Origin of the sequence: Roseburia amylophila (assembly GCF_025567465.1) — a bacterium.
Classification (GTDB): domain Bacteria; phylum Bacillota; class Clostridia; order Lachnospirales; family Lachnospiraceae; genus Roseburia_C; species Roseburia_C amylophila.
In genome coordinates, this window is the sequence record NZ_JAOQKI010000002.1 from 25,527 (window position 1) to 48,066 (window position 22,540).

Below are 22,540 nucleotides of genomic sequence, written 5' to 3' on the forward strand. Positions count from 1 at the left end.
TCTTATTATGTCAGGCTTGAACCATTTCAGGCGGTCGCCGGTTTTGCGCTGGCAGTCAGTTCTCCATCGGTAAGGTCGATAAGAATGGTATCTCCCTCTCTGACTTTATCTGCAAGAATCAATTTTGCTGCCAATGTCTCCACATATTTCTGCAGGAAACGTTTCAGTGGTCTTGCACCATATACCGGGTCATAACCTTTCTCGGTAATATAATCCTCGGCAGCCTTGGTCAGTTCCACTTTCAGTTCACGGTCTGCAAGACGTTTATTCAGATCTTCCATCAGTAACTTGATAATGTTGCCGATGTTGTCTTTGGTCAGCGGCTTGAACATAATGATTTCATCCAGACGGTTTAAAAATTCCGGCCGGAAGTTACCCTTCAGTTCTTCCATGACAGCTTCTTCTGCTTCCGGACGAATCTCGCCATTTTCGTCAATGCCCTCCAGCAGATGCATGGAGCCTAAGTTAGAAGTCATGATAATAATGGTATTCTTAAAGTCTACGGTACGTCCCTGGGAATCAGTAATTCGTCCGTCATCCAGTACCTGAAGCAGTACATTAAAGACATCCGGATGTGCTTTTTCCACCTCATCAAAGAGGACTACGGAATACGGTTTCCGGCGGACTGCCTCCGTCAGCTGACCACCTTCATCATAGCCCACATATCCAGGAGGTGCTCCAATCAGACGGGAGACGGAATATTTCTCCATATACTCGCTCATATCGAGACGGACCATATTAGATTCATCATCGAAAAGGCAGCTTGCTAATGCTTTGGCAAGCTCTGTCTTACCTACACCGGTTGGTCCTAAGAACAGGAAAGAACCGATTGGCTTGCTCGGGTCTTTGATTCCGGCTTTGGAACGGATGATTGCTTCTGTTACCTTGGTAACGCCCTCGTCCTGTCCAATGACACGTTTATGCAGTTCTTCATCAAGGTGCAGTGTCTTATTTCGTTCGCTCTCAGTCAGTTTTGCTACCGGGATTCCGGTCCAGCGGGAGATAATCTTTGCGATTTCTTCTTCGCTGACACTTTCATGTACCAGTGATAAATCTTCACCTTTGACTTTCTCTTCTTCAATTTCCAACTGCTGCTGTAACTGCGGCAGCTTACCATATTTTAATTCTGCCGCTTTATTTAAATCATAGCTCTGCTCTGCCTGCTGGATTTCATTTTTCAGGCTTTCCAAATCCTCACGCAGCTTCTGGACTTTCTCTACGGATTTCTTTTCATTGTCCCACTGTGCCTTCTTATTCTGGAACTCACTCCGAAGCTCTGCTAACTCTTTCTGTAAGTCTGCCAGACGCTCCTGGCTCAGACGGTCATCCTCTTTTTTCAATGCAGTCTCTTCAATCTCTAACTGCATGACACGACGGTTCAGTTCGTCTAACTCGGTTGGCATGGAATCAAGCTCTGTCTTAATCAGTGCACAGGCTTCATCCACCAGGTCAATTGCCTTATCCGGTAAGAACCGGTCTGAGATATAACGGTTCGAAAGCACTGCTGCGGAAACCAGTGCACTATCAGTAATCTTTACTCCATGGAATACTTCATACCTCTCCTTTAATCCACGCAGGATAGAAATAGTATCTTCTACCGTTGGTTCGTCTACCATAACCGGCTGGAATCTTCGTTCCAATGCGGCATCCTTTTCAATGTATTCCCGGTACTCATCCAATGTGGTAGCACCGATACAATGCAGTTCTCCACGGGCAAGCATTGGTTTTAAAAGCTGTCCGGCATCCATGGCTCCATCGGTTTTTCCTGCACCGACAATGGTATGCAGCTCATCGATAAAGAGGATAATCTGTCCTTCGGATTTCTTTACTTCATCCAATACTGCTTTCAGACGTTCCTCAAATTCACCACGGTATTTTGCTCCGGCTACCAATGCACCCATATCCAGTGCAAAGAGCTTCTTATCCTTTAATCCTTCCGGAACATCACCACGTACAATCCGTTGTGCCAGTCCCTCTACAACTGCGGTTTTACCTACACCGGGTTCGCCAATCAGTACCGGATTGTTTTTCGTCTTACGGGACAAAATTCGCACTACATTCCGGATTTCTGCATCTCGTCCGATGACCGGATCCAGCTTCTGGTCTCTCGCCCTCTCTACCATATCATAACCATATTTATTTAAGGTATCATAAGTAGCTTCCGGATTATCGGAGGTCACACGCTGGTTGCCACGCACCGTAGACAGTGCCTGCAGGAAACGGTCTCTTGTAATACCATATTCCTTAAAAATTTCCTTTAATGCAGGGTTCGGATATTTTAACAAGGATAAAAACAGATGCTCTACGGAGACATAATCATCTCCCATCTGCTTTGCCTCATCCTCTGCACTAATCAATACCTTATTCAATGCCTGGCCGACATAAACCTGGCCGCCGGACACCTTGGTTCTTGCTTCCAGATGGCGGATTGCATTGTCTACAAAATGCTCCTTCTGGATTTCCATTTTCTCAATCAGTTTTAAAATCAGTCCATCTTCCTGCTGCAGTAATGCCACTAAAAGATGTTCCTGCTCGATTTCCTGATTGCCATATTCATATGCTAATTTTTCGCAATCCTGGATTGCTTCCATTGACTTCTGTGTAAATTTCTGAATGTTCATATCTTTCACCTCATTTCCCACTGTGCTATGAACGAATTCCTGTTATTTCTGTTTCCAAGCATAAATATAGCACGCATTATTAGCACTGTCAAGAGGTGAGTGCTAAAATTTTCAGACAATTTTTGTTAATTTATATTTTTCTTATATTTAAAAGGAATTCAGCAGTCCTTTCAGCCCTTCCTCTTTATAAACGCCCTTATAATATGCAACTTCATCTTTTATCATCTCATCAATCACCTGCATTCCAAGAAGTTCCACCGGTGCCTTATCATCTGTAAGAATATAATCGCCCTTTTCATAGGAAACGGTATCTGCCAATACCTCTGTCATCATTCCCTTTAACTCCTGATTTTCAAGCTTGGAAATGTTGTTAGAAAGATTCTTTAAAATTTCTCCATTGTCGGATGCAAACAGTTCCCGGTTTGTAGAGCCTGCCACATCCACAGTATATTCTGTTCCAAATACACTTCCTATGGTGTCGGAAAGATACTGGTTAATATTTCCTTCTTTCTGCCCACGCATGTTCATATTCACCACCATTACGCCATTTTCATTTAAATGCTCTTTTACCAGCGTAAAAAATTCAACGGAAGACATCTGAAACGGAATCGTAATATCCTGATAAGCATCTACCATAATGACATCGTATTTCTTATCGGATGCATTTAAAAATGCTCTTCCATCATAAGTCGTTACCGGCACATCCTCCGAAAGTGAAAAATACTGTCTGGAAAGCTTTGTAATCTTCTCATCAATTTCAACACCTTCCACATTCATATCTCCAAAATATTTCCGGCACTGGGTTGCATAAGTACCGGTTCCCATTCCAAGAATCAGCACATCCATGTCTGATATTTCTTTGTCTTTTAACATAAGCGGTGCCGCCATGGCATAATCATAATACATGCCGGTCAGTTCATCCTGCTTCATATACACAGACTGCACACCGAATAACACATTGGTGGATAAGGACACCTTGTCCTGATTTTCGTATACCTGAAGATAGTTATATACGGATTCCCCCTCATAGGTCAGATTATTTTCCCAGAATGCAAATGAGTCGGAATATCCAAACCCGCAGCACAGTGCAAATATCAGAATAGATGCAACTATTTTCTTCTTTCCGGTATGCGCATTGATAAAATATACGATGGATAATGCCAGTAAAATTCCCGCAAAGATAAGAAATGTAACGGATGTTCCTACTGCCGGAATTGTCACAAAGGTTGGGATAAAGGTTCCAATGATGCTTCCGATGGTGTTAAATGCCCCTAAGGTACCTACTGTCTTTCCGTTGTCATCTAAATTATCAACAGAATATTTTACCAGGGATGGTGTTACCGTTCCCAACAGAAACAGCGGAAATACGAAAATTACCATGCAGGCTGCAAAAGCTGCAATAATCAGGAAATTATTATTTACCGCAAAGATTAAAAGGGCTGATATTCCTATGATAATATATTTTCCCACTACCGGAATTAATGCAATCCAGATTGCGGCAATGATAATTCTTCCATACAGTTTATCCGGGTTCGGTGATTTGTCTGCCGTCCTTCCGCCATAAATATTTCCCAATGCCATGGCAATCATAATGGTTCCGATAATGATTGTCCAGACTATCTGGGAAGAACTAAAATATGGTGCAAGTAATCTGCTTGCACCTAACTCTACTGCCATCACTGACATTCCTGCAAAAAATTCCGTCAAATACAAAAATAACTTTTTCATATACACCTCTTTTATTTTCTTTCAATATCAATCATAAGATACTCCGACTTACATCCCGTTTTAAACTTAATCGCCCAGTCGGAAATTCCTGATGTTACAATAAAATTCGTATTTTCTCTCTGCTCATATCCATAGACACGGTCATCCGGTGTCATTTTCGTAAGATTCTCAATGGTCATCAGCGGGAATAGCTGTCCACCGTGGGTATGTCCGGAAAGAACCAGATCCACATTGACATTCTGCTGCGCTGCATAATCCTGTGGCTGATGGTCTAATACAATGGAGAATTTATCCGGATCAAGGTTTGCCGTCAGTTCTTCCATTGTGGCTCTTTTTTCTGCATATTCTTCGGATTTATCCTGTCTTCCTATTATATAGAATTTATCCGCAATCAGTTCTACCTCATCCTGCAGAACATGTACCTGATTTTTTTCTAATTCCACTATCAAATCATTTCCATCATAGCCCCGGTATTCCGGCGGATAATATCCTTTATCATGATTTCCAAAGACATAATATACACCATAAGTCGTATCAAGCTCTCCTAATGCTTTGCAGCAGGCTATCATATCTTCTTTTGTCGTATCATCATCCACAAAGTCTCCCACAATCAGAACCACATCCGGGTGCTGCTCCTCTATGGTTTTCATATGCTCGGCAAAGCCTTCCCCATGAAAAGTTGTCCCTACATGGGAATCTGCAAATACTGCCACCCGAAGGCTTCCTACTTCCTTATCCGTCTGAATCTGATAGTCCGTCTCCCATACATGATGTGCCAGATACCAGCCGCTTCCAAGATATCCTATGGTAAATACAAGTGCCACAGCTCCGGCATAATATCTTTTCAAAGATCTCTTCCGGCGTTTTTTTATCAGTGCAAAAATTCCGTCACTGATAAGCCAGAATATAATCAGATGCATAATGCATACTATAGCATTCATCGAACCCCACGCTACCCAGAGTATTACGGTGATTCCACATACCAAAACCGCACTAATTAGGATGCGCAGCCACTTTTTTCCTTTTGTTATTTTATTCAGGAAACCAAATTTTCCAATCCGGTTTATCAGATAGATGATTCCTGCAAACGCACTGAAAAACAGTACTATCATTAGTATTGCCCACATCTTTTAAATCCTCATTCCATCCTTTTTATTCATTATCTGTTTATCCGTCTATCATTCATCTACTCATTTATCTGTTTAATCAATTTTATCAGCTCATCCACGTCTTCCATTGTCGTTGCCCAACTGGTTGCAAAACGAATTACCGTATGCGTCTCATCCTTTTTCTCCCAGAAGCTGAATTCAACTTTTTGCGCAAGCTTTTCCATAAATGCATTGTCTACCACACAAAATACCTGATTGGTGGGAGCATCCAGATAAAGCTCAATTCCATTTTCCTTTAAGCCTTCCCGAATCTTATCTGCCGCTGCAATTGCCGGCTCTCCGATATGCTCATACAAATCATTTTCAAATAAGACATCAAACTGGATGCCAAGTATCCGTCCCTTAGCAAGCAGTGCTCCATGCTGTTTTACAATGGTAAAGAAATGCGGAATAAGTCCTGGCTTCGGAAATACCACTGCCTCTCCAAACAATGCACCGCATTTTGTTCCTCCGATATAAAAGGCATCGCAGCATGCTGCAATATCTTCTAATGTCACATCATTCGCCGAACATGCCAGTGCATAAGCCAGTCTTGCTCCATCTAAATAAAGTGGAATACCATTGCTGCGGCATACTTTACTTAATGCTTCTAATTCCTGCCGGTTATATAAGGTTCCATATTCTGTCGGCTGGGAAATGTATACCATTCCCGGCATCACCATATGATCACGGTTGCCATCCTCTTTAAATGTATTTAAGACTTCTTCTACCTTTTCTGCGCTGATTTTTCCGTCTGTCTGCGGAATCGTCAATACTTTATGTCCACCCGCTTCAATAGCTCCTGCCTCATGGGAACTGACATGTCCGGTCTCTGCCGCAATCACTCCCTGACAGGATGCTAACAGGGCACCAATTACCGTGGCATTGGTCTGCGTTCCTCCCACCAGAAAATGCACCTCTGCCTCCGGTGCATTGCAAGCCTTCCGAATCTTTTCCCTTGCAGTTTCCGAATATTCATCCAGTCCGTATCCGGCACTTTTTATCAGATTTGTCTCCGCTAACTTCTTGAGAATTGCCGGATGAGCTCCTTCCATATAATCACTTGCAAACGCTAACTGTGCTGCCATTTTTCTTTTCCTCTCTCTATTCTATACTGACATAGATTCTTCTTCTATGATTTTTCCTACTTCCTCCGGTTTGATTTCCACAATCTCTGCTATCTGTTCTAAGGTATAGCCCTTCCTGTGCATATTGGTAATTACTTTTTTATTTGTTTCTCTTAATGTCTTTTCTGCAGCCTTTTCTGCTGCTCTTTCTTCTATTCCTTCACTCAGATTACACATCAGGTTCACTTCCTCTCTCAATTCTTCACTTACCGGAATCTGATATTCCAGTTCTATTATATTTAATTTTTCTTCTGCTTCTATTTCATTTGACAAAAGTGTGCTTATCAGCCGATGCAGCTCATAGCGTTTCTCTCTTTTGGGAACTTCATTTGTTACACCAAGCAATACAATATTCAAAAGGTCTATATTTCCTTCCCAGTCATATTCATTTACGATATCTTCTTTCATCAGATGAATATAACTCAGCGAATTCATATCCATATTCATGCAAATCCAGATACTAAATACCCGTTTTATGTCATCATAATCCGAATGCCAAAAATCACGTTCCTTTTGGGATGAAATAAGCCTGCTTACATAGAATATCGCCCGGTTCAATATTTTATATGTAACAGGTTTGTTCTTCTGAGCTTCAATATTTACTATAATTTGAGAAATTCCATCTCTCATGCGCACATAAAAAACAATATCAAACCTGACCGTTCCTTCATTTATTTCTGCATTTTCTGAATTAAATCCGCCAATATGTCCTGCCATATCGCTTGCATTTGTAAGTCCCGGTTCTATGGGCACAACACCAACCTGTGGTTCTCCTTCAATATACGGTATCACATCCTTGGGATTCATACCTTTAAATTCATCCACAGTATTCACCAAAATATGCGCCAGAATACTTTTTTGTCCTAAGAGTCTTTTGGCACATTCATCATATTGTGCCCGATTTCTTGCAGCTTTTACTGCATTTGTAATTTCGCTGTTCAGATTAATAGCCTCCTTTGTTTCCGATTCCTCTCTCAAACCCTTCACAAAGTATGCTCTATTGAATATCAATCCAATTTCATTATACGGTTCCATCCTATCAGACGCAAATAAATTTTTCATAAAGAACTCCCGGAACATCGTTTTTCCGATGCTCCGGGAGTCTGTTATCTTTTTCTTCTATCATATATTTTCCAAGCTTCTGATTACATCAGTTTACGGAATAAAGCTTTCAAATCCTCTACATTTGTATCCTTTGGATTGCCCGGTGCACAGGCATCAGCAAAAGCGGATTCTGCAAGGAATTCTAAGTCTTCTTCCTTTAATGCCTCTAATTTTGTTGGAATTCCAACATCTACAGATAACTGCTGTACCGCATCAATGGCTGCCTTTCTGTATTCTTCTACAGACATATCATCAACGCCTTTTACACCCATTGCTCTTGCAATCTCACGATATTTCTCACCAGTGCATTCTGCGTTGTATTCCATTACGATTGGAAGCATCATTGCACAGGCAACTCCATGTGGAGTATCATATACAGCACCTAATGTATGTGCCATGGAATGTGCAATTCCAAGTCCTACATTAGAAAATCCCATTCCTGCAATATACTGTCCTAATGCCATTCCTTCACGGCCTTCTTTTTCATTGGCAACTGCACTTCTTAAAGATCTGCTGATAATTTCAATCGCTTTCAAATGAAACATATCAGTCATTTCCCATGCAGCCTTTGTAGTATATCCTTCAATGGCATGTGTCAGTGCATCCATTCCGGTGGAAGCAGTCAGTCCCTTTGGCATAGATGACATCATCTCCGGGTCAATTACTGCGATAACCGGCATATCATGCGGGTCTACACATACAAATTTTCTCTTACGCTCTACATCTGTAATTACATAGTTAATGGTAACTTCTGCTGCAGTTCCGGCTGTTGTCGGTACAGCAATAATCGGAACACAAGGCTTCTTTGTCGGAGCTACACCCTCTAAGCTTCTGACATCCTCAAATTCCGGATTTGCAATAATGATACCAATTGCTTTTGATGTATCCATAGAAGAACCACCACCAATTGCAATGATATAATCTGCTTTTGATGCTTTAAATGCTTCCACACCATGCTGTACGTTCTGAATGGTAGGATTTGCCTTAATATCTGAATAGATTTCATAAGCAAGTCCTGCTTCATCCAATACATCGGTTACTTTGGATGTTACACCAAACTTAATCAAATCCGGGTCGGAACAGACAAATGCTTTCTTAAATGCTCTTGCCTTTGCCTCGTTTGCGATTTCTTTAATTGCTCCTGCACCATGGTAGGAAGTCTCATTTAACATAATTCTGTTTGCCATTTTATCTTCTCCTTTGTCCTTTATTGATACCTCTATTTTACCAATGAAAAAGACAAATAGAAAGTTACAAAAAGGCAACTCTGTCACTTGATTTTTCAATATCTGTCATGGGCAAATTCCACTCTCAATCATCATCCTTCACCACTATATCATCTGCAATTTTTCAAATACCGCTTTCAGTTCCGCCGGCACCGCTTCCGTCAGTGCCTTTGCCAGTTCCTTCGGTGTAGCCTTCTTTCTTCCAAGCACCCACTGAATTGTCATATAAACTGAACCCTGGCAATACATTTCCAGAAGGAAATGAAGATGCTCCGATAATTTCTGTCCTGATTTCTTTTCTATCTTATCCGTATAAAACCGGGTAATCAGTTCAAAATCATGGTCTCTTAAGCAGTTCTGGCTGTCTGATTTAAATGCAGCCCGGAAAAATAATTTTTCCTGCTCAATATATTCAAATTTCTTTACCAGCCCCTCGTATACCGTCTTTCCCTCTCCCATATGTTCAAAGGATTCTGCTAAAATTTTGTCAAAATACCAGTTTATCAGATCATATTTATCCTGAAAATGACGGTAAAATGTCTGTCTTGTCGTTCCGCTCAGTTCCACAATCTGCCTGACTGTAATCCGTTCTATCGGCATCTTCGCCATACACTGCTTCATGGCATCTGCCAGCCGGTATTTCATCTGTTCTGCTTTCTGAACATTCTGCTCCATGCCTTCTCCTCCACTTACTCTGCCAATCTACTATCGTCAGCATAGCACCAACCTGTGAAAAAGGCAACCTGACCGTTTTCTCCTATAAAGTTTTCCTGCGTTTCCACCGCCAGATTACAATAGAAAGGAGAACTGCCACATAATCCGTCAGTGCCTGTCCGTAGATAACACCGTGCAGACCGAGCAATGCATTCAAGCCGTAAAGCACCGGAATCAAAAGTACGCCCTGTCTCAATATAGAAAGAATCGTTGCCGGAAGTGCATTTCCGGTAGACTGCATACAGTTCATATTCATAAATAAAATGCCAATGACCGGACCGGAAATCATATAAGCAATCAGCATTTCCACACCATAATTTATGACCTCTGTATCAGAAATAAACAGGCGGATAATCGGCTCCCGGAAAAAGAAAAACAGTGCTGTCGCCAATACACCTACAATCAGACAGCATTTCTTCGTATAACGTTCCACTGTAATAAAACGCTCCCTGTTCCCTGCACCGTAACTATAGCCTAATAACGGTTGTACTCCATTTGCCAGTCCCATCTGTAAAAATGTGATAAACATATTTGCCTTAAATACAATTCCAATAGCCGCTACCGGTGCATTTCCATATGCCACCAGAATCTGGTTTAAAATAATCGTAGAAATGCTCATCAATGCAGAAAAAATAGCTGTTGGAAGTCCTGCCGAGCATACCTGGGACAGAATTCTGTCCCCACATTTAAAATACCGGAATGCCATAGACATGTTCCTGCTCTTTCTACAGAAATACCAAAGATAATATACACTCGCCATTATATTTCCAATAGTCGTTGCAATGGCTGTGCCTGCTGCACCCATACCAAATCCACTGATAAATATCGGGTCTAAAATAATATTGGCCACGGTTCCTATCATACTTCCTGTCATAGCTTCCCGGCTGGCTCCGTCCGAACGCACAACAAAGCTTGCTGCCGCAGACCAGATAATAAACGGTGCACCATAAGAAATGTATGTTGTGTATCCTTTCGCCAGTTCATAAGTATCTGCATCTGCTCCAAACAATTGTAAAACCGGCTGCATTCCAGCCAGTAAAATTACAGCAAAAACAATTCCCACGATAAGTGATGCATAGGTAATAAAAGAAGAAACCTGCTTTACTCTTTTTTCCTTCTTTTCGCCCAATGCCATAGATGCCGCTGCGCTTCCGCCCATACCAAACATATTGGCAAATGCCATAAATAATATAAAAATCGGATTCGTCTGACTGACCGCAGCCACCTGCAACGGATCCCCTGTCTGCCCTACGAAAAACGTATCCGCCATATTATAAACGACAGTAACCAGACTGCTGATAACACTTGGAATTGCCATCTTTGCTACTGCCTTCGACACCTTCATGCTGCCCATCAATTCATTTTCATCCATTGTAACCCTTCCTTTCTACCGGTAAAATCTGCTTTCCAAAGCCACTCATCGACCTCTTGTAACTTTAAATTTCTCATTCCAGATTCCGAAGCATCTTCTCTGCAATTCTTAAAAATTCTTTTCTTTCTTCTTCCGTAATTCCCTGTAATAAAAGTTCTTCCGATTCCGTAATTTCCTTTCGCAGAATATGTTCAATCTTCCGCGCCTGTTCTGTAAAAACAATCTTCTTATATCTTCCATCCTCTGATTCCGGCACCCGGCAGATTAGTTCTGCCTGCTCAAGATTCTTTAAAGTCTCTGTTGCAGTAGACGGACGCAAGCCAAATTCTTCCTCAATTTCTTTCTGGTATACCGGATGGTTTTCTGATTCCACCAGAATATAATTTAAAATGTTACCCTTTGCTCCGCTGATTCCGATAGATTCCTGTATTTTCTTAGATCGTCTGCGGAGCCGGTTGGATATTTTATTAATTACCTTTCCTGTTTCCATGGCAAATCTGTTCCTTTCTTTAAACTTATTACTATTTCTAATTAGTTCGGTTCCTAAGTATTTTAGTCAGATTTTATTCCATTGTCAACTTTCTATTTTATCTACTCTATTTCTTCATGCATAATATTCCTTTTCCCGGCTCATGCTAATGCCGATATCTAAACTTTTCTTAGGCGATTATGAAAAAGAACGTAAGAATTTATTTCAAAAATTTTAAATATAGAAGGGCATTGGAAGTAATTTGTGCTGAAATGCCAGAAGTTCTTAAAGTGTATGTTTTGCTTGATTGTAAATTGTCTTTCCGTTGCTTTGACTGCGTAGCTGTATTGTCCGTCAATTGCGGATGCAACATAACGCCTGCAAGGGGCACTAAGAATTTCGGTATTGAAGTTTTATGTTCCGGCAACCGGTGCAAATTCACATCCATGTTCAGTTGCGCCTCGCTGGCACATCCCTGTGCCAGCGTTGCCAAAGGACGAATGAAATTCTAAGTGCCCCTAACAGCCCTTACCATGCATCCGTAATTGACGAACCATGCAGCTCTGCTGTCAAACATTGGAAAGACTATTTTTATCGCCACAAGCAAAACATACCTTTTAGAACTACGGTATTTCGGTGCAAACTTCCAATACCCTTCTATAGTAAAAATTTTGAAAGAAAAATATATCTTTTCGCAATCGTCCAAAAAATTTTCTATAAAAGGAGATTATCGTATGGGAAATAACATGGATTTAAATTATGAAATGTTCTGCTATCAGTGTGAACAGACAGCCGGTGGCAAAGGCTGTACAAAGCTTGGCGTATGCGGAAAGACACCGGAAATTGCCAACCTGCAGGATTTACTTATTTTTCAGATAAAGGGGATCAGCTGCTACGGAAAAGTGCTGGTGGAGCAGGGACAACATATGGACAAATCGATTGTAAGCTTTATTGAAAATGTACTTTTTACGACACTTACCAATGTAAATTTTGATGCAGATGTACATGTGGCACTGCTCCGGCAATCACAGCAAATCAAAGAAGAGCTTCACAATTTGGTAGGTGAAATTTCGAATTCCACACTCCATGCCACCTATCATCTGCCGGATTCAAAAACGGATATGTTAAAGGATGCTCCTATGGCGGGCATTATGTATGACAAATCCTTAGACCCAGACATCCGCTCCCTCCGTCAAACTATTCTCTACGGTTTAAAAGGTATCAGTGCCTATGGTCATCAGGCAAGAGAATTAGGTTACTTCAGTGATGAAGTGGATGACTTTTATATACTGGCATTAGAAGCCATTACCGATGACCGGCTGACTGTCGAAGACCTGATCCGTCTGACCATGCGTACCGGTGAAATGGCTATTGAAGTCATGAAAAAACTGGACGATGCCAATACCACTATTTATGGCAATCCTTCCCCGCATAAGGTAAATGTTACTATTAAAAAAGGGCCATTTATCATTGTCTCCGGCCACGACTTAAATGATTTGGAAATGCTGTTGAAGCAGACGGAAGGCACCGGCATCAACATCTATACCCATGGTGAAATGCTGCCCTGCCACGGTTATGATGGACTGAAAAAATATTCTCATCTTGTAGGTAACTTCGGTGGAGCCTGGCAGGATCAGCAGAAACAGTTTGACAACATTCCCGGCTGTATCCTGATGACCACCAACTGCCTGATGCGCCCGAGAGATTCCTACAAAGACAGGATTTACAGCACGAATGTAGTAGGCTGGGATGGTGTGAAACATGTCGGTCGGAAAGAAAATGGAGACAAAGATTTCAGTGAAATCATAAAACAGGCAATTGAACTTGGCGGTTTCCAGGAAGACCAGCCGGCAAAAGAGATTCTGGTAGGTTTCGGACACCACGCTGCCTTAAGCTATGCCCCACAGCTTGTGGAAGCTGTTAAAAGCGGACAAATCCGCCATTTCTTCCTTATCGGTGGCTGTGACGGTGCCCGTCCGGGACGAAATTACTACACTGACTTTGCCCAAATGGTTCCATCCGACTGTATGATTCTAACGCTTGCCTGCGGAAAATACCGTTTTAATAAACTAGATTTTGGTGAAGTAGCCGGACTGCCACGTCTTTTGGATGTGGGACAATGTAATGATGTCTACTCTGCCATCCGCATTGCTACTGCACTTGCAGATGCTTTTGAAACGGACGTAAACGGACTTCCACTGTCACTGATTATATCCTGGTATGAACAGAAAGCGGTTGCTGACCTGCTTGCCCTTTTAAGCCTTGGCATTCATGATATTTATTTAGGTCCAACGCTTCCTGCCTTCATCAGTCCAAATGTGCTGCAGTATCTTACCGATACCTTCCACATAAAGCCAATCAGCAATGCTTCCGATGATATCAAAACCTGCCTGAAACAAAGCCTATAAATAATAAACCTCCTTACCAGTTTTCTGGTAAAGAGGTTTTTATTTATGCAAAATCTATTTTCCTGTCTGATTTGCAATGCAGACGCAATACCATTTATCATCTGTCTGACTGACATCATGATTGCAGTTGATAATCGGATGATTCAGGTCATTTGGTGGAATGTAACGCACCACACCGATTCTTCCATCGGACATCTGTACCTTTACATCCCGGTAATTTGCCACCATATTTTTCACAAATAAGTCTACCAGGCGTTCATCCAGTCCCGGAAATTCGCCCTTTTTAAATTTCTCCAACACATCAAAAGGAATCATGGATTCCTTATAACTTCTCTGGGAAATCATGGCATCATACACATCGGAAATGGCGGTAATCCTTGCCAGCAGAGAAATCTCATCTCCTGCAATCTGATCCGGATAACCCTTTCCATCCAGCCGCTCATGATGATGTCTTGCCGCTAACCGGATATCTTCATCTACATTATCCCAAAGCAGCTCATATGAATAAACGGGATGAGCTTTTATGATTTCAAATTCTTCTTCCGTAAGTCTTCTCGGTGCATTTAAGATTTCTTCCGGTATCTTCGTCTTTCCGATATCGTGCACTAATCCGGCGCATACCAGCTTTTTAATCATCGGTTCCGGAAGCTTCAGCCACTGCCCGATAACACCATTGGTAAATGCTACGTTCAGGGAATGGCGCTGCAAATTCTCATCCATCTCTCTCGGTGCATCAATACACTGAAATATTTTAGGAAAATCCAATACCTTAATCTTAGTAAAAATATCCTTTGTAACAGTCTCCGTTGCTTCCATATTAATTTCGGAAGCATTTCTGGTTACAGAAAAAATACTGTCTACATCGTTTTTTAATGCTGTATAGCCGACTGCTTCTTCGTATACTCTCTGCAATGCAGCTCTTGGTGCTTTTCCACTGTTGAGAATTTCCTGATAAGTTTCCTCACTGGTTGTAATATATCCACCACGTTCAAACTTGGAAAGTTTATCTAACCGGTCCTGTGTCAGGACTTCGCCCCGTTTCAAAAGCAGCACCGAACCTCTGTCATTATAAATATCTCCGGAAAGTTCCAGGCCTTCCCATAAAAAATCAATTGGAATTTTTCTAAGTCTCATTCTGTCACTCCGCCCTTATATATTCCTGTCACGAATCATCATGCAGCCATACTCTTCTGTCTTAAGATTTGCATTCTGTATCCGGACAATCCGATATGTCTTCTGTAACATTGTATCTCCAAGTTTCACACAAATCCGCAGTTCCGTTCCAATTGTCCCGCTTCCTGCCATTGTCTGAATCAGAATTCCATTTCCACTGATATTACAGGTTTCCATTTCAATTGGCTTCTGCAATTCAATTAATGTTCCATCCACAATAACAGATTCTATATATCCCTTTTCTTTTAAGGGATAACGGGCATGCTTCCGCTTCTCACCATTCTTACTCCTGCCCAGCTCGATTTCTACTTCATTGGCAATTATAACCTTCCGAAGATTACCGGCAGCTTCTACCAGGCTCCCATTCGGTCCAAATATGATAACCGTCACCGCATGCTCCATCCGGTTGTCAAGGCTTCCTGCACTAACCTTTACTACTTTACGGATCGGATCATACGATTTAATTCTTGTATCTAATACCATCTTCCCGCCGGCAATTTCCTTTACAATAATCCGGCAGCCATTTAACTCCATCATTCCTGCCATAATTTGCATTTCTCCCTGATACTGTTGCTCACCTATTATCCATATCTCATTTCTATTTGATATATTTTATCACGCCTATCCCGGTTTGAAAATATTTTTACCAAAAATAATAGTATAAAACCAGTTGCACAATCAGTATACATGGCATTCCTATTACAAAGTACCAATGCTTTGTCTTATGACGGAACAGATACATACCTGTCCATGTTCCAATGCTTCCTCCCAGTATGCTTACCAGAAATAATGTTTTTTCTGGAATACGCCATTTATGACAGATGGCTCTGCGTTTATCTATTCCCATGACGGATAGCCCAACAATATTTGCAATTATTGCATATGCAATTGCTATTTTCTGAATTGTAGTCATTCTTTTCTCCTTTTTCAAACATTAATTTTCGGCGATTGCAAAAGGAAATAATCTTTGCTGGAAAATATTACGGAGATTTACAGCGGATTATCTTTATCCGTTATGAAATGCCAGCAGTTCTTAGAAAGCGTGTTTTTCTTGCTGATAAACTGTCTTTCCGGTTGCTTTGACTGAATAGCTGCACTGTCCGTCGAGAACAGATGCCGCATAAAGCCTGCAAGGGGCACAGGGAATTTCGGCATAATTATACTTTCTTCTGGCAACCGGCACAAATTCACGTCCATGTTCAAATGTGCCTCGCTGGTACATCCCTGTACCAGCGTTGCCTGTTGCCAGATGAAATTCCCAGTGCCCCTAACAGCCCTTATCAGGCATCTGTACTTCGACGAACCGTGTAGCTATTCTGGCAAACATTGGAAAGACTGTTTTCATAACCAAAAGAAAAACACGCATTTTAGAACTGTGGTATTTCATAACGAAAGATAATCTGCTGCGAATCAACGTAATATTATTGTAACAAATCTCTTCTATCCTTTTGCAATCCCCGGATATTAATTTTTAAACAACGCCCAAATGTAAAAATCCCCTCTTCCAAATCAGAAGAGGGGAAATCATTTCTGTTACTTATGCATTCTTCTTTGCAAAGCGTGTTTTGAATACAAACCACAGCTCTGTTGCAATACAGATAGAAGAATAAGTTCCGCTCACAATACCTACCATAAGAGGAAGTGAGAAATCTTTAATGGATGCAACTCCAAGGATATAAAGCAGGAATACCATTACAAAGGTTGTAATTGAAGTATTTAAGCTTCGTGAAATTGTCTGGGAAATGGAGCGGTCAGCTATTTCGGTTAAGCTTTCCTTATCCACATTTCTTACCAGATGCATATTCTCACGGATTCGGTCAAAGATAACGATGGTATCATTGATGGAATATCCGATGATTGTCAGCATTACTGCAATAAATGTGCTTCCTACAGACAGCCGCAGCAGAGAGTAACAGGTTAAAATAACCAGTACATCATGAATCAGTGCTAAAATAGCAGAGGTTGCAAAACGAATGTCTTTAAACCGGAACCAGATATAAACCAGCATACAGATTGTTGCAATTACTACTGCCCAGACTGCATCTTTTGTCATTTCACCACTGATAGTGGAACTGATATTGGTAGAGGAAACAGTTGAAGTATCTACACCAAGATTTTCTTCTAATGTAGTATTTAACTGCTCTCTTTCGTCCAAATCAAGGCTTCTGGTCTTAAATACAACCTGTGTACTTCCTTCTACCTTCTGAGCCTGTACACTGGAATCTCCAGTCACATCCTCAATCAGAGGAATTACTTCAGAATCTAATTCTGCAAGAGTATAATCTTTACCCATATCTACGGTTGTAGATGTACCACCGACAAATTCAAGGCTTAAGTTCAATGCGCCCTTGCCATTGGCTTTGTTTACGCCCATTCCCACAAATCCGGCAATAATAATTACTGCTGAAACAATAAAAAATACGTGGCGTTTTGCAATAAAATGCATTGGACGGCGGTCTTTCTGTCTTCCATAGAATTTTGCATCACGGAAACCAATTACATACAGTCCATGTAATACCAGTCTTGTTACAACTAATGCGGTAAACATAGATAAAACGATACCGATTGCCAGTGTATAAGCAAATCCTTTTACGAAACCGCTTCCCTTAAATGCCAGCACTGCTGCAGCAATCAGGGTGGTGATATTTCCGTCTAAAATTGCAGATAACGCTTTCTGGAATCCGGTCTTAATTGCTGTCGAAACAGTCTTGCCGGATGCAATTTCTTCCCTGATACGGGCGAAGATAATAACATTTGCATCTACCGCCATACCAATGGAAAGGATGATACCTGCGATACCCGGAAGGGTAAGTGTAATTTCAAAAAGATAAATAACTGCAACTACCATTGTAGTATAAATTCCAAGTGCTATGGTTGCTGCCACACCGGAAATCCAGTAGTAAGCAATCATGAATACCGCAATCAGGGCAAGACCGATTGCTGCTGCCTTTAATGCCGTTGATATTGCTTCTGTACCAAGCTGTGCTGCTACTATCTGGGACTGTAACTCAGATAACTCTAAGGAAAGAGAACCGATACGGATGTTAGAAGCTAAAGTCTCTGCTTCTTCATAGGAACTCATTCCATCGATTACTGCGCTTCCGCCGGTAATTGCTTCTTTTACACGAGGAGTACTGATTGCCTCATCATCATATACAATTGGGCAGACCTTTCCAACATTGGCAGTGGTTGCATCTGCAAATTTCTGTGCGCCTTCATCCGTAAGTGTAAGCTGGACCACATACTGCTTGTTGCCAAGGTTGTCCTGCTGTGTTGCAGCCTGTGCATCCTTTACATCATTACCAGTCATGTAAACATTTCCGTCCGGATCCCGGAACTCTAAGGAACCCGGTTTTCCAAGTTCGTCCAGAATCTTGTTGGCATCCTTTACTCCTGGAATTTCAACGGTGATACGGTCATCACCTTCCTGATATACAGATGCTTCTGTACTGTAGCCTTCCACACGCTTCTGAAGCTTGTAAATAGTATCCTTCATCTGCTCGGAAGTCGGATTCTCAGATTCTACCTGATATGTGATGCTGACACCACCTGCCAAGTCCAATCCAAGCTTAATGTTCTTATCTTCACCTTTTCCGGTTGAAGATAAGATGATAGACGCATAATACGACAGTCCTGCTAAAACCAAGAGAACTGCAAGTAATATGGCTACGCCCTTACTTTTCTTCATTTTCTTCTTCCTTTCTCCTGACTTAAATTTCCGCCTCTGCGGCTTTTATCATAATTGCGCATTCCACACGTTTCTTCTGTAATGCACAACCAATGTCATAGGTATTATGAATATCACCATGGAAATTATAAGAGTTCGCTGCACATCCACCGCTACAGTAGAATCTTGCAAAACACTCTCTGCATTTTTCCTTGGAATAAACATTACAGCTCTTAAAGGAATCCCGGATATCGGTACGTTTTAAGCCTTCAAAAACATTTCCCATCAGGAAATCTTCATTTCCAACAAACTGATGACATGGATATAAGTCTCCCCAAGGTGTTACTGCCAGATACTCAGTTCCGGAACCACATCCGGAAAGTCTCTTGGCAACACAAGGACCACCCTCCAAATCAATCATAAAGTGGAAGAAGTTGAATGCTTTTCCTTCTTTTTTCCGTTTTACCATCTCTTTTGCCAGTGCATCATATTCTGCAAAAAGCTGTGGCAGGTCTTCCTCACGGATGGCATAATCATCTGTCTCCTGTGCCACAACCGGTTCTACGGAAATCTGCTTAAACCCAAGGTCTGCCAGATGCAGTACATCCTTGGAAAAATCTAAATTATGATGGGTATAGGTTCCGCGCACGTAGTAGCGTTCCTGATTTCTGCTGTCTGCAAATTTCTGGAATTTCGGAACAATCACATCATAGCTTCCCTGACCACCACGGAACGGACGCATATAATCATTGACTTCTTTTCTTCCGTCAATACTTAATACAACATTGTCCATCTCTTTATTAGCGAACTCCATAATATCATCATTTAAAAGAACGCCATTTGTGGTCAGTGTAAACCGGAAATTCTTATTATGTATTTTTTCCTGCTCTCTTCCATATGCTACTAAATCTTTTACCACCTGGAAGTTTAAGGTAGGTTCTCCACCGAAGAAATCCACCTCTAAGTTCCGGCGGTTGCCGGAATTGGCAATCAGGAAATCCAATGCAGCCTTTCCTACTTCATAGGACATTAACGCACGTCTGCCGTGATATTCTCCCTCTTCTGCAAAACAGTATCTGCAGGCAAGGTTACAATCATGGGCAATATGCAGACACAGTGCTTTTACTACAGTAGGACGCTTTGTTACATCACCGATGTATTCTTCATAATCATCCGGTGTGAACAAATCTCCGTTCTTCTGCAATTCCTCTATCTCTTCAATTGCTTCTTTTATCTCCGCCTCATCATAGGTCTTATTCAGTCTCTGTATGATTTCTTCACGGCTTGTCTCTTCCCACAATGCAATGACATCATAGGTTAAGTCATCCACAATATGGATGGCGCCGCTGTTTACATCCAGGACAATATTATAGCCGTTGTTTTTATACTGGTGAACCACTACAATATTTCCTCACTTTCTTACAACATTATAACGACCGTCCGCGCAGGCGTACGGTCGTTTCGTTCGTTCTCAATCTGAACTTCTGGTAATTATTTGCAATGCTCGCAAGTCTGGTTTCCTACAGTACAGGAAGTCTTGCATGCTGACTGACAAGATGTCTGGCACTCGCCGCATCCGCCCTTCTTTACTGTATTCTGTAACTTTCTTGTATTCAAGGTCTTAATATGTTTCATCTCGTTATCTCCTTTCGAAAAAATACCTCTAGTTAGTATAACACATAGTCTTTCATAAGAAAAGCACTTTTTTTAACTGAGCATTCCTCCCACAGTTCCCGAAGCAGTGCATAAAATCAGTGTTGTAAGGATGTGCTGCATTCCGGAATCCAGTCCCTTTTTCAATATCAGGGACACAATGAGCAGCACTGCAAAATATAATAGCCCCATCACGGCTCCCCACAGATATTTCCGGCTCTTCTTAATCTTTCCAATGATGAAGCCGCCGACAAATCCCACTACAATATAGCTTATGATAATGCTGATATTTACCGCAGCTTCGCTTAATTCCATTTTATATAAGACTGCCGCCAGAATAAAAAGCAGTATTCCCGTCAGAATATACATGACCAGCAACACTTTGCCCATTGTCGTAAAAAGATTTCCTTTTCCTGCCACCTTCTCTTTTCCCATATATCCTCCATCCATCTTCGTACCTTACGCCTGCATCCGTAACTTATTTTTTATATCATGTTCCGGATACAGTTTCGCTTTGTACTATATATGAAAAAAAGATTTATATTATGTATAAAAATGTCTCCTGCCGCTTAACTTTCCAATCACGGATAAAAATACCGAAAATGTCGGAATATTTTTCCATCCTGATTTATCTTCTCTGTTTCCTGAAAGCCAAGTTTATGAAGCAGTCCCAACGATGCTTCATTCCCCGGCTCCACCAGACAGTCAATTCTTCGAAAATCAAGATTATTTTTTACCCATGCCATGATTGCCTGACAGACCTCATATGCATAACCCTGCCTCTGGTATTCCGGTGCAATGACATAACCCATCTCAATAATTTCTTCTTCTCCCAGCATGCGATAGTCGATTCCGGCTCTTCCAATCAGCCGGTGGGTACCTCTTTCCTTTGCCAGCCACATGCCATATCCATAGTAGCCATACATATTTTCAATATATGCTCTCTGGTACTCCTCCTCTTCCTGTCTTTCGTAAAGGGGCTCGATATAATCGGTGATTCCCTTCTTATTATATAAATCAAATAAATCGTCCATGTCATCTAACGTAATCTCTCTCAGATAGCACCGCTTTGTCTCTAATATCCGCCACGGCAGATGGTGTTTCCGCTGAAATGTCCGAAGTAAAAATTCTGTATCCACTTCTTCCAATCCAAGAAGCAGCATATCCACATTGCTTAAAGGCATCTGTTTTGAAAAATCCGGTACTTCATAGCCAATGATGGTAAGCTGGTCTGAGTCAGAATCTACATCCTTTTTCGCCCATGCCACTTCTTCCGGTTCTGTTGCAAGCAGCATACATTCCTCCGGCTTTACATGATGTCCGCTCAGGAAAAATGTGATATCTTTTTCCAAATCAGCATCTGTAAAAAGAAGTTCCACTTTTTTCTGCTCTGACAGTTCTTTTTGCAGGCGGCTTAATGCATGTTTCTCTTCTTCAGAAATTTTTTCTTCTAATGTTTCTTTTCGTATGATACAGTTCCAGTTTACAGTATTCCAGTGACACATATTTCCTTCTCTCTTTCTTTACAAAAAAGCCTTTTTCCGCTATAGTAGAACTACATTCTGTTATGCAGGATGAATTCAATGAACAGAAATGAGGTATCTTACAATGGCTCAGAATCCTATTATTACATTTGAAATGGAAAACGGAGATATTATGAAAGCGGAATTATATCCGCAGGTTGCTCCTAACACAGTAAATAACTTTATCAGCCTTGTCAACAAGGGATTTTATGATGGACTTATCTTCCATCGTGTCATCAACGGTTTTATGATTCAGGGTGGTGACCCGGAAGGAACCGGAATGGGCGGTCCAGGATATGGTATCAAGGGTGAATTTGCACAGAACGGCTTTGCCAATGACTTAAAGCATTCTGCAGGCGTTCTTTCCATGGCACGTTCCATGATGCCAAACTCTGCCGGCTCCCAGTTCTTTATCATGCATAAGGATGCTCCACACTTAGATGGTGCTTACGCTGCTTTCGGTAAAATCATTGAAGGCATGGATGTGGTAAATAAAATCGCAGAAGTTGCAACCGACTACAGCGACCGTCCAATGGAAGACCAGCGAATGAAAACCGTTACCGTAGAAACCTTTGGCGTTGATTACGACGAACCGGAAACCGTATAA

At 41.5% G+C, this 22,540-nt stretch carries 19 protein-coding genes; 2 read left to right on the forward strand and 17 right to left on the reverse strand.

The genetic code is table 11. The features are described from left to right. Positions 1 to 26: 26 nt before the first annotated feature. The 9 genes from clpB to OCV43_RS01620 form a co-directional block, all read right to left on the reverse strand. Positions 27 to 2,621: an ATP-dependent chaperone ClpB gene (gene clpB, locus OCV43_RS01580; protein ID WP_022243920.1), complete on the reverse strand. Its 2,595-nt coding sequence runs from the start codon at positions 2,619 to 2,621 to the stop codon at positions 27 to 29. A 147-nt stretch (positions 2,622 to 2,768) separates the two neighbouring features. Further along, complete coding sequence (locus OCV43_RS01585) at positions 2,769 to 4,349, reverse strand: spermidine synthase (RefSeq protein ID WP_242988696.1); 1,581 nt, start codon at positions 4,347 to 4,349, stop codon at positions 2,769 to 2,771. Between the two features lie 11 nt (positions 4,350 to 4,360). Continuing rightward, the gene (locus OCV43_RS01590) at positions 4,361 to 5,476 is read right to left on the reverse strand and encodes a metallophosphoesterase (RefSeq protein WP_262623239.1); all 1,116 of its coding nucleotides are present in this window, start codon (positions 5,474 to 5,476) and stop codon (positions 4,361 to 4,363) included. A gap of 59 nt (positions 5,477 to 5,535) precedes the next feature. Then, positions 5,536 to 6,585, reverse strand: a complete 1,050-nt coding sequence (locus tag OCV43_RS01595; RefSeq protein ID WP_262623240.1) for a threonine aldolase family protein — start codon at positions 6,583 to 6,585, stop codon at positions 5,536 to 5,538. A 21-nt stretch (positions 6,586 to 6,606) separates the two neighbouring features. Beyond that, entirely contained in the window at positions 6,607 to 7,566 is a 960-nt protein-coding gene (locus tag OCV43_RS01600) for an Rpn family recombination-promoting nuclease/putative transposase (RefSeq protein ID WP_262623325.1), read from the reverse strand. Between the two features lie 203 nt (positions 7,567 to 7,769). After that, entirely contained in the window at positions 7,770 to 8,915 is a 1,146-nt protein-coding gene (fucO, locus tag OCV43_RS01605) for a lactaldehyde reductase (RefSeq protein WP_022243917.1), read from the reverse strand. 144 nt (positions 8,916 to 9,059) lie between these two features. Then, positions 9,060 to 9,629 carry a TetR/AcrR family transcriptional regulator C-terminal domain-containing protein gene (locus OCV43_RS01610; protein WP_262623241.1) on the reverse strand — a complete coding sequence of 190 codons (570 nt, stop codon included), beginning with the start codon at positions 9,627 to 9,629 and terminating at the stop codon, positions 9,060 to 9,062. A gap of 82 nt (positions 9,630 to 9,711) precedes the next feature. Then, the gene (locus OCV43_RS01615) at positions 9,712 to 11,040 is read right to left on the reverse strand and encodes an MATE family efflux transporter (protein ID WP_262623242.1); all 1,329 of its coding nucleotides are present in this window, start codon (positions 11,038 to 11,040) and stop codon (positions 9,712 to 9,714) included. A gap of 73 nt (positions 11,041 to 11,113) precedes the next feature. After that, the gene (locus OCV43_RS01620) at positions 11,114 to 11,530 is read right to left on the reverse strand and encodes a MarR family winged helix-turn-helix transcriptional regulator (RefSeq protein WP_022243914.1); all 417 of its coding nucleotides are present in this window, start codon (positions 11,528 to 11,530) and stop codon (positions 11,114 to 11,116) included. 713 nt (positions 11,531 to 12,243) lie between these two features. On the opposite strand from OCV43_RS01620, the gene hcp reads away from it, so the two are divergent. Continuing rightward, on the forward strand, positions 12,244 to 13,917 hold the full coding sequence (gene hcp, locus OCV43_RS01625) for a hydroxylamine reductase (protein ID WP_262623243.1): 1,674 nt from the start codon (positions 12,244 to 12,246) through the stop codon (positions 13,915 to 13,917). Positions 13,918 to 13,971: 54 nt separating this feature from the next. Here the strand turns inward: hcp and OCV43_RS01630 are convergent, their stop codons facing one another. The 8 genes from OCV43_RS01630 to OCV43_RS01665 all read right to left on the reverse strand — a co-directional run bounded on the left by OCV43_RS01630 (position 13,972) and on the right by OCV43_RS01665 (position 21,915). Further along, on the reverse strand, positions 13,972 to 15,051 hold the full coding sequence (locus OCV43_RS01630) for an HD-GYP domain-containing protein (RefSeq protein WP_262623244.1): 1,080 nt from the start codon (positions 15,049 to 15,051) through the stop codon (positions 13,972 to 13,974). A gap of 15 nt (positions 15,052 to 15,066) precedes the next feature. Then, positions 15,067 to 15,636 (reverse strand): PilZ domain-containing protein, encoded by a 570-nt coding sequence (locus OCV43_RS01635; protein WP_262623245.1) that lies wholly within the window; start codon positions 15,634 to 15,636, stop codon positions 15,067 to 15,069. A 97-nt stretch (positions 15,637 to 15,733) separates the two neighbouring features. Then, a complete protein-coding gene (locus OCV43_RS01640) occupies positions 15,734 to 16,003 on the reverse strand; it encodes a DUF1294 domain-containing protein (protein ID WP_262623246.1) in 270 nt (89 codons plus the stop codon). A 624-nt stretch (positions 16,004 to 16,627) separates the two neighbouring features. Then, positions 16,628 to 18,778, reverse strand: coding sequence for a protein translocase subunit SecD (gene secD, locus OCV43_RS01645; RefSeq protein WP_117697530.1), 2,151 nt, complete (start codon positions 18,776 to 18,778; stop codon positions 16,628 to 16,630). 22 nt (positions 18,779 to 18,800) lie between these two features. After that, on the reverse strand, positions 18,801 to 20,156 hold the full coding sequence (gene scfB, locus OCV43_RS01650; protein WP_022244182.1) for a thioether cross-link-forming SCIFF peptide maturase: 1,356 nt from the start codon (positions 20,154 to 20,156) through the stop codon (positions 18,801 to 18,803). Between the two features lie 92 nt (positions 20,157 to 20,248). After that, positions 20,249 to 20,392, reverse strand: coding sequence for a six-cysteine ranthipeptide SCIFF (scfA, locus tag OCV43_RS01655; protein WP_022244181.1), 144 nt, complete (start codon positions 20,390 to 20,392; stop codon positions 20,249 to 20,251). A gap of 72 nt (positions 20,393 to 20,464) precedes the next feature. Further along, on the reverse strand, positions 20,465 to 20,845 hold the full coding sequence (locus OCV43_RS01660) for a TIGR04086 family membrane protein (RefSeq protein ID WP_022244180.1): 381 nt from the start codon (positions 20,843 to 20,845) through the stop codon (positions 20,465 to 20,467). Positions 20,846 to 20,991: 146 nt separating this feature from the next. After that, positions 20,992 to 21,915 carry a GNAT family N-acetyltransferase gene (locus OCV43_RS01665; RefSeq protein ID WP_262623247.1) on the reverse strand — a complete coding sequence of 308 codons (924 nt, stop codon included), beginning with the start codon at positions 21,913 to 21,915 and terminating at the stop codon, positions 20,992 to 20,994. A gap of 103 nt (positions 21,916 to 22,018) precedes the next feature. On the opposite strand from OCV43_RS01665, the gene OCV43_RS01670 reads away from it, so the two are divergent. Next, positions 22,019 to 22,540 carry a peptidylprolyl isomerase gene (locus tag OCV43_RS01670; protein ID WP_117840572.1) on the forward strand — a complete coding sequence of 174 codons (522 nt, stop codon included), beginning with the start codon at positions 22,019 to 22,021 and terminating at the stop codon, positions 22,538 to 22,540.

Coding starts and splice junctions, on each gene's coding strand:
- OCV43_RS01635 (WP_262623245.1), bottom strand. CDS start 15,636: ATGGCAGGAATGATGGAGTTAAATGGCTGCCGGATTATTGTAAAGGAA.
- scfA (WP_022244181.1), bottom strand. CDS start 20,392: ATGAAACATATTAAGACCTTGAATACAAGAAAGTTACAGAATACAGTA.
- OCV43_RS01595 (WP_262623240.1), bottom strand. CDS start 6,585: ATGGCAGCACAGTTAGCGTTTGCAAGTGATTATATGGAAGGAGCTCAT.
- OCV43_RS01610 (WP_262623241.1), bottom strand. CDS start 9,629: ATGGAGCAGAATGTTCAGAAAGCAGAACAGATGAAATACCGGCTGGCA.
- OCV43_RS01640 (WP_262623246.1), bottom strand. CDS start 16,003: ATGACTACAATTCAGAAAATAGCAATTGCATATGCAATAATTGCAAAT.
- OCV43_RS01590 (WP_262623239.1), bottom strand. CDS start 5,476: ATGTGGGCAATACTAATGATAGTACTGTTTTTCAGTGCGTTTGCAGGA.
- OCV43_RS01665 (WP_262623247.1), bottom strand. CDS start 21,915: ATGTGTCACTGGAATACTGTAAACTGGAACTGTATCATACGAAAAGAA.
- OCV43_RS01630 (WP_262623244.1), bottom strand. CDS start 15,051: ATGAGACTTAGAAAAATTCCAATTGATTTTTTATGGGAAGGCCTGGAA.
- OCV43_RS01620 (WP_022243914.1), bottom strand. CDS start 11,530: ATGGAAACAGGAAAGGTAATTAATAAAATATCCAACCGGCTCCGCAGA.
- OCV43_RS01615 (WP_262623242.1), bottom strand. CDS start 11,040: ATGGATGAAAATGAATTGATGGGCAGCATGAAGGTGTCGAAGGCAGTA.
- secD (WP_117697530.1), bottom strand. CDS start 18,778: ATGAAGAAAAGTAAGGGCGTAGCCATATTACTTGCAGTTCTCTTGGTT.
- OCV43_RS01670 (WP_117840572.1), top strand. CDS start 22,019: ATGGCTCAGAATCCTATTATTACATTTGAAATGGAAAACGGAGATATT.
- OCV43_RS01660 (WP_022244180.1), bottom strand. CDS start 20,845: ATGGGAAAAGAGAAGGTGGCAGGAAAAGGAAATCTTTTTACGACAATG.
- hcp (WP_262623243.1), top strand. CDS start 12,244: ATGGGAAATAACATGGATTTAAATTATGAAATGTTCTGCTATCAGTGT.
- clpB (WP_022243920.1), bottom strand. CDS start 2,621: ATGAACATTCAGAAATTTACACAGAAGTCAATGGAAGCAATCCAGGAT.
- OCV43_RS01585 (WP_242988696.1), bottom strand. CDS start 4,349: ATGAAAAAGTTATTTTTGTATTTGACGGAATTTTTTGCAGGAATGTCA.
- fucO (WP_022243917.1), bottom strand. CDS start 8,915: ATGGCAAACAGAATTATGTTAAATGAGACTTCCTACCATGGTGCAGGA.